Consider the following 17,107-nt stretch of genomic DNA (forward strand, 5'->3'; position numbering starts at 1 on the left):
GTACGAGGCATAGCGAATAGTAAAATTGGGTTTGGCGATTTGATTTTACTACTTCGCTATTTTTTTAAGCTAAAAGTGTCAACACACCCTAATTCATTGAATAAAAAAACCGCCCTTACGGACGGTCTTTTTTATTCCTATCTCATCAAGCCACTGGTGCCAATGTAAACAACACCTGCCCCGTTTTCACCGTTTGCCCTTTTTCAATGGTAATCGCATCGACACGCATACGCTCAGGTGCAATAATTGGTATCTCAATCTTCATCGCTTCAATCACAGCTAAGGTCGCACCTTCTTCCACAATATCGCCTGACTGACATTCAATTTTCCAAATTGAACCCGGCATATGTGATTCCACCGCACAACCACCTTCAGGCACTTCAACCCCTTCGCCATCATCCACAGCATCTAGACTTTCAGAGACATATTCCGCAAGACCTGCTTCATGCCAGCGACGGCGCTCTGCATCAAAGTTGGCTTGTTGCACCGCTTTAAATGCCGAAATAGATTCTTGGTTTTCAGTTAAGAAGTCGTTGTATTCTTTTAGATTCAATACACCATCTTCAATGCGTAATTTTAAACGCCCTGCTTTAAAGTCCTCACGCATTTGCATGAGTTCCGCTTCAGACACTTCATAAAACTTAATTTGGTCAAAGAAGCGCAGTAACCACGGCATACCTTGCTCAAAATCAGGGTTTTTACGGTAGCGTGACCACATTTGCGAAGTACGACCGACAAACTGATAGCCACCCGGACCTTCCATACCGTAGACACACATATACGCACCGCCGATCCCCACGGCGTTTTCAGGTGTCCACGTCCGCGCAGGGTTATATTTAGTCGTGACTAAACGCTGACGCGGATCAAGTGGCGTTGCTACAGGTGCACCCAAATACACATCACCCAAGCCCATGACCAAATAACTGGCGTTATAGACCACATCTTTCACGGCTTGTTTGTCTTTTAAGCCATTAATACGACGGATAAATTCGATATTGTCCGGACACCACGGCGCATCAGGTCGTACCGTTTGCATATAACGCTCAGTGGCAAGTTGTGTTTGTGAATCTTCCCAAGCTAGTGGTAAATACACGGTACGTGATGGCACTTGCATCTCGGTCACATCAGGCAGTTGCTCTTCCGCCACTTGTAGCATACGCAATAAATCAATCTGATCGAGCTGAGTCGAATCAAAATGAATTTGCAGTGAACGAATGCCCGGTGTCAGGTCGATAATACCTTGAATGTTTTGATCTTTGACCCATTGCATCAGCGCATGAATACGGAAACGCAGGTTTAAATCTAAAACCAACTCGCCATATTCAATGAGCATATAGTTATTGCCGGCAGGACGATACACCACATCAGGCGTACCATTTTGACCTTTTAAGGTGTCTAAAATGGCAGATTTTAAGGTGCTGATTTCAGGATAGAACGATTTATCAAAAGTAACCGCTTGTGTATCTTGGGCAGTTAATTGAACATGATATTTTTCATTCAGCAATTTCGCTTGATGGTAGCTCACAGGCACAAATTTAACTTTATCACCGGCTTTGAGCTGACCCAATTTCCATAATTCAGAATTGATCACCACCGCAGGGCACACGAAACCACCTAGGCTTGGACCATCAGGCCCAAGAATAATTGGCATATCACCAGTGAAATCGATCGCCCCAATGGCATAGGCATTGTCATGAATATTGGATGGATGCAGACCCGCTTCACCACCATCCTGACGTGCCCATTCAGGTTTTGGACCAATCAAACGGATACCAGTACGGCTTGAGTTAAAGTGAATTTCAAACTCATTGGCAAAGAAAGTATCAATGTCGTTTTTGGTAAAGAAATCAGGTGCACCATGTGGACCATACATCACCGCAATTTCCCAAGTATTTGAGAATGTTGGGATTTGATCTTCATTTAATGCTTTCACTTCATCGGATGTAAATGCCGTGATTGGAAGCATATCGCCAATCAATAAATTACGCCCTGCATGACCACCAAACTGACCTAAGGTAAAAGTCGCTTGTGAGCCTAAATATTCAGGCACATTCAGACCACCTTTAATGCCGATATAAGTACGGCAACCTGTGGCGATCTTGCCACATTTGAGTACCTGACCTTTGCGCACATTCACAGTCTGCCACATCGGGACAGACACACCATCTAAGGTTGATGGCATATCACCACCTGCAAGCACAATTTGGCTATCGCAATGGAATTTTAAGCTTGGGCCTTGTAGGGTACATTCTAAACCTGCGGTATTTGGTGCATTGCCCAATAATTGGTTTGCGACATTTAAAGACAGCGGATCAATAGCACCTGATGGTGGCACACCGACATCCCAGTAGCCCAAACGACCTGTGACATCTTGCACGGCGGTTTGAATACCCGCTTGTAGCACTTCGATTTTTTGGGTTTTCCACTCAAAGGTATTTAAGAAGCGTGTGGTTTGCGTGCCTGCTTTAAAGACCTCACCCTCAATAATGTTTTGCAGATATTCAAGATTGGTTTCAATGCCGGCAACCGAAGTTTTAGCCAAAGTATCCGTCATGGCTTGAATGGCAGAATCACGAGAATCGCTTGTGACGATAATTTTGGCAATCATCGGGTCATAGAACGACGAGACATTGGAGCCGGTTTCTACCCAAGTTTCATTACGCGCATTGACATCAAACGCAACATGCGTTAAAAGCCCTGCACTTGGTTGGAAGTTTTTGATTGGATCTTCGGCATATAAACGCACTTGAATCGAATGACCTTGCGACTCAAGTTTTGACGTTGGAGCAACCCAATCACCACTGCCTAAGGTCACCATCCATTCCACAAGGTCCACACCAAAGACTTGCTCAGTGACACCATGTTCCACTTGTAGACGGGTATTCACTTCCAAGAAATAGAATTCTTGGGTGTCGGTATCCATCACAAATTCAACCGTACCAGCCGAGCGGTAATTCACTGACTGCATCAATTGAATCGCAACGTTTTGGATATAAGCACGTTGTTCATCTGTAATGTGTGGCGCAGGTGTTTCCTCAATCACTTTTTGGTTACGACGTTGCACCGAACAATCACGCTCGCCTAAAGCTAAAACTAAGCCATTGCCATCACCAAAGATTTGCACTTCGATATGACGCGCATTTTGCACAAATTTCTCGAGGTACAAGCCTGCATCTTTAAAGTTCGCTTGCGCTAAATACGACACGGTTGTGTAAGCATCTTTCAGCTCTTCAGCATTCCACACCAAACGCATACCAATACCACCACCGCCAGCGGTACTTTTGAGCATCACAGGATAGCCAATACGCTCAGCCTCAAGCAGGGCTTCAGCTTCATCAGCCAATAATTGGCTACCTGGCAATAACGGTACATTGGCTTGAATCGCCAATTCACGTGCAGTGTGTTTCAGACCAAATGCTTTCATTTGCTCGGCATTTGGGCCCAAGAACACAATGCCTTGTGCTTCACAGAGATTACAGAATTCGGCATTTTCAGACAGGAATCCATAGCCCGGATGAATCGCTTGCGCACCGGTATATTTGGCCACTTCTAAGATTTTATCGACATTCAGATAGCTTTGGCTTGCAGGTGCATCACCAATAAAGACCGCTTCATCAGCTAAAGTCACATGCAAGGAATCACGATCTGCTTCCGAATACACCGCAACCGATTGGATGCCTAATTTTTTAAGGGTACGGATGACACGACAAGCAATTGCACCACGGTTGGCGATGAGAACTTTATTAAACCCATATTTTAAAGTCATAGTCTTATACCTCGCCTTCACGGACAATCAGTTGAATTTTTGTTGGGTTATAGGCATTACATGGGTTATTCAGTTGTGGGCAGTTTGAGATCAACACAATCAAATCCATCTCAGCTTTAATTTCCACATATTTGCCCGGTGCAGAAATCCCATCATCAAATTTCAGGTGACCATCTGAAGTTACAGGTACATTCATAAAAAAATTAATATTTGGACCGATATGGCGCACATTCAGACCATGCTTTTTCGCAATCGGATGTTGTGACAATGCAATCATGAAATTGTTACGGCAACTGTGCATTGGATATTTATCATGCGCATAACGAACCGTGTTACTTTCACATGAACATGCACCGCCTAAAGTATCGTGGCGACCGCAGTTGTCATCATGAATACTCGCAATTTTATTGCCAAAGTTGGTATATAAAGTCGTACCTTTTTCTAGATAAATTTGACGGTTCATCGCCAAAGTATCGGTTGCGCTATAACGCTCTTCAGGGTTATGTGCGGAAATAAACAAAGTATCCACCGCTTGATTACCTTCAAGATCAACAATATGGAAATACTGGCCTTTTTTGACTTCACACATCCATGCTTCACCGGCAGGACAAACTTCGCTAAGTACTGATTTTTCTAGATTTACGAGTGCAGTCATGATCATTCCCCTTAAGCAGTTAAAGCGTAGTAGCGGTTATTATTTTGAAACGCACGCTGATTTTGCGGGCATGAGTCACGGCAGACATCGGTGTCGCCTAAAGGCAGTGCTTTAAAGAGTGAGAGCTGAATATCGGCTGGTGCATATTCATTAGAATTGTCGAGTGCATGTGGTGCGCTGGATAAAAACACCAAACAATCCATTTCAAAGCGTAGTTCAATCACTTGATCGGTATTATCAGATACGACATAAGACAAGTTGCCGTTGTCATCCGGTGCAACTTTTGAAAATAGGTTTAAGCTACTACTAAGATCCGTCGCCGATAAGCCAAATTTGGTCATCTCTAAAAGCAAGCTGTCTTTACCGTTGCGGTACATGTCGTTACGCGCATCTTGGAAGCTTTGCTTGCCAAACTGTTGTTCGATTTGCTGTGCGGTACTTGGCGCACAAAAGGCATCATTCCAACCATGGTCATCTTTAACAATCGAGATCATCGCACGACCTAAATCAGACGCCAAAATGTGCCCTGTACTTAAAAATGCGCTGTGTTGACCTTTTAAGCTGTCTGGCATGTTATAGGCTTCAAGCTTATCTTCGCTATTCACACAAGACAGTGAAACATTGGCATTTGCGCCTAAAGATTTAAGTTGTAAAACTGCGCCACGCTGGATGCGTGCTGACCAGTGGTGTCCACCCGGTAAACGTTCAGTCCAGAGGACTTGATCTTCGTGATAAGTAGTTGTGCTCATATGCATCCATCCCAATCTTGTACGGTTTACCTCCCGGGCTTTTATCCCTCCGTGTAGCTTGAGCTTGAAACTTAAGCCGTGAACTCTCGGTCGCAGACCTACATGAATCTTCATGTATCGGAACCCTAGATCACTTTATGATTGAGTAGATAGATGCAAAGGACGTGCCAAACTGGTAATACTATTTTTTATATTCGTAATACTTTTTTTTGAGATGGAACTGATCACTTCAGGTGCAAGGCTCTGAAAAAGGCATCAAGATGTACCAAAATAAAAAAATCCCGGCTTGTACCGGGAATTGTAAAATCTAGAGATGAGAACTCAATCAAACTATTTAAGCGGTAGAGTTATTTACTTAAAATCTCATGCAGCATATTACGTAACCATTGATGACTGGTTTTATGATGACAAGACATATGCCAATACTGCTTTACGGAATAGGTCGGGAAAGCAATCGGTGCCTCAAAAATCTTGAGATTGCCACGTGATAATAAAACTTCACTCAAATAATAAGGCACGGTCGCAATCGCATCGGTTTCCTGTACCACCAGTCCTACCCCGAGATAACTTGGCAGACGCATTAGAATGTCACGCTTGAGTTCCAGATTCAGCAATTCATTTTCAATATGGTAATGCCCCATCCCGGCATCAATATCAATATGGGTTTCACGTAAATACTCTTCTGTCGTGATGCTGTCACCGGTCAGGCGCGGATGGTCTTTCGCCGCGATCACCACATAATATTGCTCAAACAGTTTCTGCTGATAAAAGCCATTCTCCAGATTTGGCAAGAAGCCCAAAGCCAGATCAATCTCACCATTGGCCATTTGATAACTGGTTTCCGATGTAATCGGACGCACATTCAGACGGATATGGGATGCATGCTGCTTCAGATACTGGGAAATTTTTGGCAATAACACCAGATGGGATACATCGGTCATCGCCAGTGTAAAGCGCTGCTGTGAAGTGACCTGATCAAAATTGATCGTGAAATTATTGATTGCTTCAACTTTGCTCAGTGCTTCGCTGACCAAGGGAAAGAGCTGTTTGGACAGGTCTGTCGGCAGCATTTCATTGCCAATACGTAAAAATAAAGGATCACCATAATGCTGGCGAATTTTATTTAGCAGATTGCTCACCGCTGGCTGGCTCATATCTAAATGATCGGCTGCCTGAGATACATTTTTAAATTTATAGACATAATAAAAAATACTGAGCAATTTACAGTCAAGTTCAAACACAGAAATACATTTCCTTTAACTTTCTCATCATTCGGACAGGTCTTTCATCCGCATAAGTCTATTGAGGGTCAGATTAAAATATAACACTTCGCCACTATTTTCAGGATTAAACTCGCTGTAATTTTCCGAAAAAAATACTTTTTCCAGATGAATAAATCCATTAAAAAGTACCTCAACGCAAAATTTCCAGCCCGGTTTGATCAGGTCAGTTAAACAATTAAATCGTATGCGATATACTCAGTCCCACTGAATAACTGGTAAAAATACAGAGAAATCTTATATGTTTCAGGATAAAAAGCTGGTCTGTTTTGATCTAGATGGTACGTTGATTGATTCTGTAGACATCTGGAATCAGGTCGATGCAGCCCTGATCGATGAGCTCTCCAATAGAAAAGTCGATTTACATGAGATTCAGCAACAGCGCGATCTTCAGCTTACCGCCTTGAGACATATGCCAGATCCTTATCTGGAATATTGTGGATTTTTAAAAGAACAATACGGTTTTGAACCAGCTAAAGAAGAAGTAAAAAATCGTCGTTATACAATTTCCCGACATTTTCTGGATCATATCGTCGAATTGAAACCTCAGGCTGACCTTCTGATTCAAGCTTTAAAACAGCAACAGATCGCACTGGCTTTGACCACAACTACCAGTTTATTCAATGTTCAGCGCTATCAGGACAATAATCAAAATATTAATTCTAAAATCAGTTTTGAGGATGATTTTTCCTTGATTCTCACCCGTGAAAATGTCCAGAACATTAAGCCGCATCCAGAAGTCTATGTGAATGTATTGCAAGCCTTTAACCTTCGACCTGAGGAATGTCTAATTATTGAAGACTCGTTAGTCGGTGTAGAAGCAGCAAATCATGCGGGCATCGAGGTGGTGGCAATTTATGATCAGCACTCCGCTCATGAAATAGATTTGATTAAAGCCAAAGCGAATTATTTTGTTGAAGATTTTGATGAATTATTAAGTTTCATTCAATAAAAACATCCACTAAAAAAGATGCCATGAAGTATCCTTATTCATGGCATCTTGAATACTATTTGTGGCTTAAAAATCTTACTAACTATTTGGCTTTTTTATAGATTGAGCCTGAACCAACCAGATTTCCGGTTTTCTCATCGATTGCAAAATCGACCATACCTGCACCTGCGTTCAACTGAAGCATGCCATTTTCGTTCACTGCAGCGGGCATTGGATTCTTTTTCTCGGTTTTACCGGTTTCCTTATCTTTGATCGTATTGGTAATCAGATAATTTTCACCATTTTTTGAAATAACCAGAATATTTTCAAGTTTTGGATTTTCCACGGTGTTTTTCCAATTGCCCTGATAATCTGGTGCTGGCGCTTCAGTGGTGTTACAAGCAGTTAAAAGCACTAATAATGGGATTGCTGAAAAATATTTAAGATGTTTCAAAACTGAGACCTTGAGTGTAACGACGCGGCCATTATAGAGAGAAGCCTTTAGAGCTGAAGCAGGTTGTTGTAGGCAAAGCGTTTCAGCAGTACTGGATCTGTTTTGCTTTCGTCATTTTTTGAAATCTGTATCCATATTTTATTCATAAACAGGATTATTCTAATGATATTAAATCTGATAAAGGTCAAAAAAATCCTCAATAGACCATTCAAATCTATTGAGGAGTACCAAAATGGTGAATAAGTAATCCTTAAAAATTATGACAATAGTTTCGCTTTAAAGTAGTTGAATACAGATTTGGCAGTATGGTTTTTCTCAACCCCCTGCTCGGTCCAATGATTCGGCAATGAACATTTCGCCAGACGTACCCAAACGGTAGAAAACTGCTTGATGAAACTCGTTTCGTTATAATGAATGCCATATTCTTCACAGAGCGCTTTAACTTTTGGCGCAACCTGCGCATAGCGATTGGCGGGCATGTCGGGGAACAAATGATGCTCAATCTGGTGGCTCAAATTACCACTCAAGATATGTAGCCAGGTTGTTCCGCTAAAATTACTCGAACCGCGAATCTGGCGTAAATACCACTCGGCACGGGTTTCATTGTCGGTATTGTCCATTTCAAAGGTTTCAGCATCTTCAGTGAAATGACCGTTAAAAATGACAGCAGAAGCCCATAGACTGCGAATCACATTGGCCACCGCATTTCCGGTAAATACCGGAATGACATTTGGCCCGGCAATGATCGGGAAAAATACATAATCTTTTAACACCTGACGGCGCATTTTTTGGCGCAAAGGTGCTGCTTCTTCCCAGACTTCTTTCCAGGTCTTTGTTTCATAAGCAATCACATCTTCCAGATGCAGGCGTTGCAAGCCAACATACCATTCGAAAAATACCATTAACTGAATGCCCAGTGGAATATTAAACAGAAAGCGTGGTTCCCACTTTTGCGATTCACTGACCCGAATCAGACCATAACCGACATCATGATCCATTCCGACGATATTGGTATAGGTATGATGAATATAGTTGTGCGTATATTTCCAGTCATCGCCGGTTGAAATCGTATCCCAATCATAGGTCGCACCGTTCAGACTCGGATCGTTCATCCAGTCGAACTGGCCATGCATGACATTGTGACCGAGTTCCATATTTTCCACGATTTTGGAAAGACCGAGCAGACCTGTCCCCGCCAGCCATACCGGTGGCAACCAACCGGCAAACATCAGCATGCCACGTGAGGCAATTTCGCTATAGCGGACAAAGTTGCGGATTTTATAAATATATTCGGCGTCTTTTTCCCCCAGATCATCCATGACCTCGCGGCGGATCGCATCGACTTTGGCACCGAATTCCTCAATCTGTTCAGGACTAAGAAATTGGCTTTTGCTATGTCGTTTAAAATCAATTTGCATATTCATGGGAGCACCTTCTTATAGTTTAATTAATGGCTTATCAATAGTTTATAAATTAATCACCACAGGACTCACTGCCTGAGAAATGCACAGTTTGATCTGGGTATTATTACCATGATCAATTTCACCGGTCAGGACATTTCGTACCGAACCACTGACCTTGGTACAGGAACAGGTGTTGCAGATGCCCATCCGGCAGCCATGCGCTGGTCGCAAGCCCGACTTTTCGGCACTTTCCAGTAAATTGGACTGCGCCTGAAACTCTTGCTGCGATCTTAAAAACTGTACCGGCTGTGCTTTAATTTTTTCATCGACCACAACCTGGAAATATTCCGAATGAAAATTGGATTTCAATTCCAGTTTATCAACGATGCAAAGTGAGGCCTTCATCATCCCGGCGGAGCCACAAGCATAAATTTTTCGTTCTGCAAAGTCTGGCACCAGCTTTTGCAATAAGCTCTGGGTCAGATGCTGCTGGTGTTCCACAGTATTGAAATGGTGATATTTCAAGTTTGGATGCATAAGAGCCGATGTTTTCAGTTCAGCATGAAAGGCATCATCTCGAGTGAAATAAATCAGGTCGATCTGTTCCAGAGATTGAATGACTGCTTTTTGCAGCAAGGAGTAAATGGCGGTAATACCACTGCCTGAAGCCAGGAATAAAATCGGTTGCGTGGATTTTTGCAATGTGAACTCACCTTGCGGCTGTGAAATTTCTATCACGGCACCAATTTGCATCAGACTTAAGGCACGTGACACTTTGCCCTGCTGTTTAACCGCAATGATCAGATCGCCATTTTTTAATACCGTCACTACAGAATAATGTCGCTGATGACGTACGCCATCAAGTCTGACGGTCACTGCAATATTCTGGCCGGCCTGAAATGACTTGGCTTTAAAATTATGATTTGGACGTAAGTGAATTTTGAAAAAGTCAGGGCTGATGGCTTGAATGCCCATAACGGCAGCCTTAACTTTTTTGATTGCCCAGGTTGGATGGATTTTTTCACCAATAAAATCAATGAAATCTTCCCGGATCCAATGCGGCTGATAGGTTGGCATGCTTGTCATTTTTATCCCCTTATCCGCAGACAGTTTCATTAATTTACAACTGTCTAATTATTATATTGCTCAGGATAAAGAATTCTCACATTCAAACCATGTCAATACAGGTCAAATTATGTGCCTAAGCCATATAATATGACTTTTTGTCGGACAATATCATCTAAAAGTATCGATCAAGACTATATGGATTGAGAAAAAGCATTTTTAAACAGACAACGCTGCTTAGCCTGTACATAAAAAAACTGACCTCTATTCGAGATCAGTTTTTTGACTTCATGTAGGGATTTTCAGATTAAATGACGCTTTAACCTGCTGCCTGCTCCAAAAGAATAGTCCCATATAATTCACGCAGATCTTTTTTCAGCATTTTACCGGTACCACTGAGAGGGATCGCATCAACAAATACGACTCGGTCTGGAATCTGCCATTTGGCTACCTTGTCCGCATAATATTCCAGCAGATCAGTTTCACTTAGCTGGCTGCCCGGCTTTTTAATGGCAATCAATACCGGGCGCTCATCCCATTTAGGATGCTGGGCGGCAATCACGGCAGCCATCGCAATTTCCGGATGTCCCATGGCAATATTTTCCAGCTCCACCGATGAAATCCATTCTCCACCAGACTTGATTAGATCTTTAGAACGATCACTGAGTTTCATAAAACCATCCTGATCCAGCGTAGCAATATCGCCGGTATCAAACCAGCCATCTGCAGTCAGTGCAGACTCTTCCTTGCCGAAATAATGGCTGATGACCCAATGCCCTTTGACCTGTAAATTTCCTGTGGTCTGTCCATCACGTTCAATTTCATGCGTCCCTTTTTCTGCATCAGTCAAACGTAGGTCAACCCCGAATGGCGGACGGCCTTGGGACAGACGAATCTGTAATTTTTCTTCATCAGACAAATGCAAATGTTTGGTCTTAAGTTGATTCGCTGTACCCAGTGGACTGATTTCCGTCATGCCCCAGGCATGGATCGTTTCACAATTAAACTGTTCTTTGAACGCTCTTAGCATGGCAGGTGGGCATGCCGATCCACCTACTACATTCCGTTTTAGGCTTTCCAGTTTGGAGCCTGACTGGTTTGCGGCGGCAATCAACCCCTGCCAGATGGTCGGCACACCAAGTGCTACCGAAACCTGATAATTATCAATCAGGTTGACCAGACTGGCGCCATCCAGGCCCGGTCCAGGAAGGACCAGAGTGCATCCCACCATCGCAGCGGCATACGGTGTGCCCCACGCATTCACATGGAACATCGGCACCACAGGCAACATAATGTCGGCAGCCGAGACATTTAAGGAATCAGGTAAAATGATGGCATAGCTATGTAATACCGTAGAGCGATGGCTAAACAGCACACCTTTGGGATTGCCCGTGGTTCCCGAGGTATAACACAGAGAGCTTGCTGAGTTTTCATCAAGTGTTGGCCACTCAAAATCTGCATTTTGGCCGGCAATCAGATCATCATAAAATTGTACTTCTGGTATCGCTTCTCTAACTGCCGGATCAGCTGCATCCAGACAGATAAAATGCTCGACTGAGCTCAACAGCGCTTTCACGGCTTTAATTAAAGGGACAAATGTTTTATCGAACAGCACCACGCGATCCGCAGCATCATTCATAATAAAAATCAGCTGTTCCGGAAATAAGCGCGGGTTAATGGTATGACAGACTAAGCCGCTGCCAGAAATGGCATACCAGGACTCTAAATGGCGATGATTATTCCAGGCAATGGTCGCGACCCGATCTCCCTGCGCCAAGCCGAGTTGTTGTAATGCATTGGCAAAACGTTTCGAGTTTTGATGAATTTCTCCCCAATTGGTCACTGTAATAGTGGTATCGGTATTTTTGGAAATTACCTCGGTATCGGCATGATAGCGTCCTGCATGTTCAATCATGCTGCTGATCAGTAAAGGCTGAAACATCATATTTCCGAGCATTCTCCACTCCTTTGTGCTTGTTATTGGTCCGTATTTGCGTATCGTTGTTATAGTTGCATGATGGCTCGATCTGAAACCGTAACTTACTTTTTATCATCATGTGGATCGAATTTAGCAAGGAAATCTAACTTTGTAAGTATCGAATTGTGACAAATTAAGCCAAGTGACTGAGGCGTATAAAAATGGGAATACGATTTACGTAGAGATAAAATTTACACAGAAAATCTGAGATCTGATTTTCACTTTAATTGTCGTGCATCAAGACTCAAGCTTAAAAAATAGAATGACAACACTCCTCTTCCTCCCTTTTGTTATATTAAGTACCTTAAAATGTGCTATAAATCAAAATAATTAGAACAGTTTTAGTTCAAGAAAGTGTATGTATAAGTCTGAAAAACTGGCACAGAATATCCGTCAGATGATTGAAAACGGTGTATGGAAGGCACATGAAAAATTGCCTTCACTTCGCGAACAGACCCAATTATCTGGTTATAGCCTGATGACGGTACTCAATGCTTACCAGGAACTTGAAGCACAAGGTCTGGTCTATGCCAAAGACAAATCGGGCTATTACGTTGCAGAACACACTCAAGCTCTGCTCAATAGCAAACAGTCCGCCCAGATTGGTTTAAATCCTAAAATTCAAATCAATTCGGTGGTATTTAATTATTTAAAATCGACTCAGTCAGCAGAGATTGTGCCTTTTGGTTCTGCCTTTCCCAATGCAGAGCTGTTATATAACGCCAAATTTATGCAGATTCTGGCGCAGCAGGCCAAAAGAAAAAGCAGTTATAACAACCAGAATCATATGCCGCCCGGCAATCAGAACTTGCGGCAACTGATTGCCAACCGTTATCAATTACAAGGAGTTACCTGCAATCAAGATGACATTGTCATTACATCCGGTGCACTAGAAGCATTGAATCTGTCTTTACAGGCCTTAACCCAACCCGGTGATTTTATTCTGCTACAGCAAACCATATTTTATGGTGCCTGGCAGGCAGCCGAGCGTCTGGGATTACAGGTGATTACGATTCCGGAACATCCACAGTTTGGCTTTGATCTGGAATCATTTGAACAGGCTTTAAAACAGTATCCGATCAAGGTGTGCTGGCTGATGCTGAATGCCCATAATCCGATTGGCTTTACCGTCAGTTCTGAAATCAAACAAAGAATTGCGGAACTCTTGTATGAATATCAGGTGTATTTAATCGAAGATGATGTTTATCAGGAATTAAATTATGGTTCATCCAAACCGCTACCCGTTAAATATTTTGATCGGCATCAGATGGTTTTGCACTGCGCCTCATTTTCGAAAACGCTGGGGATGGGTGCACGCGTCGGTTGGGTGTATGCCGGCCCATTTTCCGATGCCATTCAGCACTTACAGCTCATGAGCACTTTAACAGTCAGTCCCTTACTTCAAAATGCGCTGGTCGAATTTATTTCACATCATCATTATGAAAAACATTTGCGGCATTTAAGGCAGCATCTGGAAAAATATAAAAAGAAATTTTATCAGGAACTCAAAGCACGTTTGGGAAGCATCTGTGAAATTTATTATTATTCCAGTGGTTATTTTCTCTGGATTGAATTACCTAAAGAAGTTGATGCCCAGCAGCTCTATGAACAATTGCTTCAACAACATATTTCAGTTGCCCCTGCACTGCTGTTTAAGCCTGAGCCTACCAGCCAACATTATATTCGGCTGAATTGTTCGTTTGAATGGACAGCCAATATTGAAAATGCAGTCAATCTGCTGACAGAAACCATTCTTCAAAATAGCAAAAGCGCGGATTAATTCATCCACGCTTCTGTTACAGATCAGACTTTCTTATGAAAGGAGTCTTAGAAGTTGTAAATAGCAACCGCATTAATACGGTTATCTTCACCTGTAGTGCTGCCATTTGGTGTAGCAGCAGCCAAAGCTTCACGTTCACCATAGACATATTCGAGACCGAAACTTAAAGGCTTGGTTGGACTATAAAACACGTTAGCCCAAGCTTGCCATAAGTCTTTATTGGCTTTGGTCTTGTCAGTGACTGCATTGATATAAGCCTGATCTTCATCAAAATTCATATAGCCATAACCCAAGGTACCGCGCAATTTGTCATTAAACTGCTGAGTCAGGCCAACTGAAATTGAATCAAATTCGCTTTGTAATAAATCGCCATTTGCAGCGGTAATCACACCCGTATTTGCATAAGACACAAAGCTGCTATCGCCTTTAACATGGTAATAGTCAGCTTTGAGCGTTGTACCCGGTACAATATCATACTTGGCACCTAAACCTACACCCCATGCCATTTTTTCATCTTCATTGACACGCTTTTCATTCCCCATCGCACGGGCACTGACTGTAAGATTATCAGCAAATTTATGATTTAAACGTGCTGTTAAAGCAGGTAGACGTTGTTTAATACCAGTAATGGTTGCATCTTTAGGATCTTCTACTGCAAATACCAGATTGGTTTCAGGACTGATTGTGCTGGTATAACGAACTTGTGGTGTCCGTTTAATTGAACCGCCAGCGTAAACCAATGCATCTACAGTTTCTGGAATATAATCTGGCACCGCAAAGTTCGACCAGGTTTGACCGATCAACCAGTTGGCATAGCTGATATAAGCATGACGGATACGCAAATTATCAAAGCTTGCGCCGCCCAGAAAATCCACTTCAACTTTACCGCTTAAAGCTTTATCTCCAGCACCGACTGGTGCTTTAAAATCCATGCCTAAACGGGTTGCAGCCAGAGTAGATTTAAATTCATCACTACGCTCACCGACACCTTCTAAAGGTACAGCATTAATCTGGTTATACATACGTGCTGCTGAACCACCTTCAGCCTGATAAGAGGCATCGGCACGAATATTTCCATAAAGATTAAATTCGGCACCACTGGCAATTTTCATGACGGGTTTGCTTGCTGGAGCAGGTGTTGCTGCAACATGTGCAGTGACCACGGCCGTCTGTCGTTGCTGTTGCTCAACCAGTGCGCGTAAGGCCTGAACTTCCTGGCGCAGTTGTTCAATTTCCTGCTGATTCGACTGAGCTGAAGTTTGTGCTTGAGTCGATAAGCTGATGCCCCCTAAACTCATTGCCATCATGCTCATCAGAACTGTGCGTTTGAATGTGATTGTTGGTTGATTAAATAATTGTGTCGTGTTCATCCTAAACTCGCTTTTTATTATGCGTTTCGATTCTAGCAACAGATCACCACCCGTTACGATGGCGATCTATATCATTGGGAATATTATCTTTATTGATTGAAATCTAACTTAATGTGTCGCTTCTTTTGCCAATGAATTCGGCTTCACATCAGGTGTTGCAAGGGCTTGGCCATCTACGGAAGTTTTTAAGTTCACCAGGAAAATTGCCAGCGCAGCGATTACACCAGGAATCGCAATTGCAAAGAAGTTCATTTGATGCGGTAAATTCATGGTTAATAAAGCACCAGTGAGTACCGGCCCAACAATTGCACCAATACGTCCAATACCTGATGCCCAGCCCATACCGGTAGAACGTACTGTCGATGGATAATACTGCGCCACAAAGGTATAGAGCAGAATTTGTGAGCCAATCGTTGCAGCGCCTGCCACAGCAATCAAGGTATATAGAACGAATTGCGGACTGTTAAAGCCAAGCAGAATCAATGCAATGGCACCGCATAAGAACATGATAGTCAGCACTTTTTTGATATGGAATTTATCTGCGAGATATCCACCACCAATGGCACCCACCATTCCACCAATATTCAGGGCGAACAGGAAGATCATACTTGCACCCAGCGAGTAACCTGCCTGAATCATCAGTTTTGGCAACCAGCTACCCAAGGCGTAGACCATCAACAGGCACATAAAGAATGCCAGCCAGAACATAAAGGTACTGAAGCTACGGCCTTGTTGAAAGAGTGCTTTTAATGGTGCCTCATCCCCTTTTTGTACTTCATTCAGTACAAACTGGGTGTCACTGGTGATGACCTGTGTCGGAGAGATCTTTTGAATAATATCGTGTGCTTTGGCCGTCTGTTGTTTGTTGGTCAGGTACATCAGGGATTCTGGCAGATATTTCCATAGAATCGGCAAGATGAGCAATGGAACGCCTGCAAGCAGGAACATGATTTTCCAGCCAAATTGTGGCACCAACCATGCACCGAGTAGCGCAGAAGTCATCCCGCCAATGGCATAACCACTAAACATCAGGGCAACCAGCGTACTGCGGATACGTTTAGGCGCATATTCGGTCATCAATGCCACGACGTTAGGCATGACACCGCCAATTCCAAGGCCAGCCAGGAAACGTAAAATTCCGAATTCGACTGGTGATGTAGCAAAGGCACCGATAAAGGTAAATCCACTAAAAATCGCCACACAGATCATGATGGTTTTTTTACGGCCAAGTTTATCGGATAAAGTACCGAAACTCATGGCACCAAACATCATGCCGAATAAGGCTGTACTGGCCAGCATTCCAGCTTGCACTGCACTTAACGACCATTCTTGCATCAGCAGCGGCAATGCCACCCCATAGATGACCAGGTCATAACCGTCAAAGATAATAATCAGCAAACACCAGATCAAAACGCCCCAATGAAAGGGTGTGAATTTCGCTTCATCAATCAGCGTATTTATATTCACTTTATTTGTAGACATCTCCACCTCCTAATTGTGAAGTTCAACTTATGCTGCTCACAATGCAGAAAATAGGAAAAAATGTCTAAAACTGAATAGGCATGGCTTTATACCTATAAGGTCTGGGTCAAATTAAACTATTCAATTAATTAATAAATATATTACTCAATCATTATGTTTTCTAAAACAGGTTGTTTTTATCGCATCCTCATAGG

The 17,107-nt window shown here is 42.8% G+C and carries 12 protein-coding genes and 1 riboswitch; of the genes, 2 read left to right on the forward strand and 10 right to left on the reverse strand.

All coding sequences use genetic code 11. From position 1 onward, the window contains the following. Positions 1-145: 145 nt before the first annotated feature. The 4 genes from uca to NI455_RS13345 form a co-directional block, all read right to left on the reverse strand. A complete protein-coding gene (gene uca / locus NI455_RS13330; protein ID WP_253114592.1) occupies positions 146-3,766 on the reverse strand; it encodes an urea carboxylase in 3,621 nt (1,206 codons plus the stop codon). A 4-nt stretch (positions 3,767-3,770) separates the two neighbouring features. Then, positions 3,771-4,421, reverse strand: a complete 651-nt coding sequence (locus NI455_RS13335) for an urea amidolyase associated protein UAAP2 (RefSeq protein ID WP_253114593.1) — start codon at positions 4,419-4,421, stop codon at positions 3,771-3,773. A gap of 11 nt (positions 4,422-4,432) precedes the next feature. Beyond that, positions 4,433-5,170 carry an urea amidolyase associated protein UAAP1 gene (locus NI455_RS13340; protein ID WP_253114594.1) on the reverse strand — a complete coding sequence of 246 codons (738 nt, stop codon included), beginning with the start codon at positions 5,168-5,170 and terminating at the stop codon, positions 4,433-4,435. A gap of 28 nt (positions 5,171-5,198) precedes the next feature. Then, positions 5,199-5,310: riboswitch (guanidine-I (ykkC/yxkD leader) on the reverse strand. Between the two features lie 207 nt (positions 5,311-5,517). Then, entirely contained in the window at positions 5,518-6,411 is an 894-nt protein-coding gene (locus NI455_RS13345) for a LysR family transcriptional regulator (protein WP_004647024.1), read from the reverse strand. Positions 6,412-6,691: 280 nt separating this feature from the next. Between NI455_RS13345 and NI455_RS13350 the strand changes: the two genes are divergently transcribed. Beyond that, positions 6,692-7,402 (forward strand): HAD family hydrolase, encoded by a 711-nt coding sequence (locus NI455_RS13350; RefSeq protein WP_253114596.1) that lies wholly within the window; start codon positions 6,692-6,694, stop codon positions 7,400-7,402. A gap of 82 nt (positions 7,403-7,484) precedes the next feature. Here NI455_RS13350 and NI455_RS13355 read toward each other — a convergent pair whose 3' ends face one another. The 4 genes from NI455_RS13355 to NI455_RS13370 form a co-directional block, all read right to left on the reverse strand. Beyond that, complete coding sequence (locus tag NI455_RS13355; protein ID WP_004280391.1) at positions 7,485-7,835, reverse strand: hypothetical protein; 351 nt, start codon at positions 7,833-7,835, stop codon at positions 7,485-7,487. Between the two features lie 257 nt (positions 7,836-8,092). Next, positions 8,093-9,259, reverse strand: coding sequence for a fatty acid desaturase family protein (locus NI455_RS13360; RefSeq protein ID WP_253114598.1), 1,167 nt, complete (start codon positions 9,257-9,259; stop codon positions 8,093-8,095). Positions 9,260-9,301: 42 nt separating this feature from the next. Beyond that, positions 9,302-10,324, reverse strand: coding sequence for a flavin reductase family protein (locus NI455_RS13365; RefSeq protein WP_253114600.1), 1,023 nt, complete (start codon positions 10,322-10,324; stop codon positions 9,302-9,304). A gap of 298 nt (positions 10,325-10,622) precedes the next feature. Continuing rightward, positions 10,623-12,260, reverse strand: a complete 1,638-nt coding sequence (locus NI455_RS13370; protein WP_253114602.1) for a long-chain-fatty-acid--CoA ligase — start codon at positions 12,258-12,260, stop codon at positions 10,623-10,625. A gap of 379 nt (positions 12,261-12,639) precedes the next feature. Between NI455_RS13370 and NI455_RS13375 the strand changes: the two genes are divergently transcribed. Further along, a complete protein-coding gene (locus tag NI455_RS13375) occupies positions 12,640-14,061 on the forward strand; it encodes an aminotransferase-like domain-containing protein (RefSeq protein WP_191112269.1) in 1,422 nt (473 codons plus the stop codon). Between the two features lie 47 nt (positions 14,062-14,108). Here NI455_RS13375 and NI455_RS13380 read toward each other — a convergent pair whose 3' ends face one another. Both NI455_RS13380 and NI455_RS13385 read right to left on the reverse strand, forming a co-directional pair. Beyond that, complete coding sequence (locus NI455_RS13380; RefSeq protein ID WP_005246254.1) at positions 14,109-15,431, reverse strand: DcaP family trimeric outer membrane transporter; 1,323 nt, start codon at positions 15,429-15,431, stop codon at positions 14,109-14,111. A gap of 108 nt (positions 15,432-15,539) precedes the next feature. Continuing rightward, the gene (locus NI455_RS13385; protein ID WP_253114604.1) at positions 15,540-16,913 is read right to left on the reverse strand and encodes an MFS transporter; all 1,374 of its coding nucleotides are present in this window, start codon (positions 16,911-16,913) and stop codon (positions 15,540-15,542) included. Positions 16,914-17,107: the final 194 nt, after the last annotated feature.

The sequence above is a fragment of the Acinetobacter lwoffii genome (genome assembly GCF_024129435.1).
GTDB lineage: Bacteria > Pseudomonadota > Gammaproteobacteria > Pseudomonadales > Moraxellaceae > Acinetobacter > Acinetobacter lwoffii_F.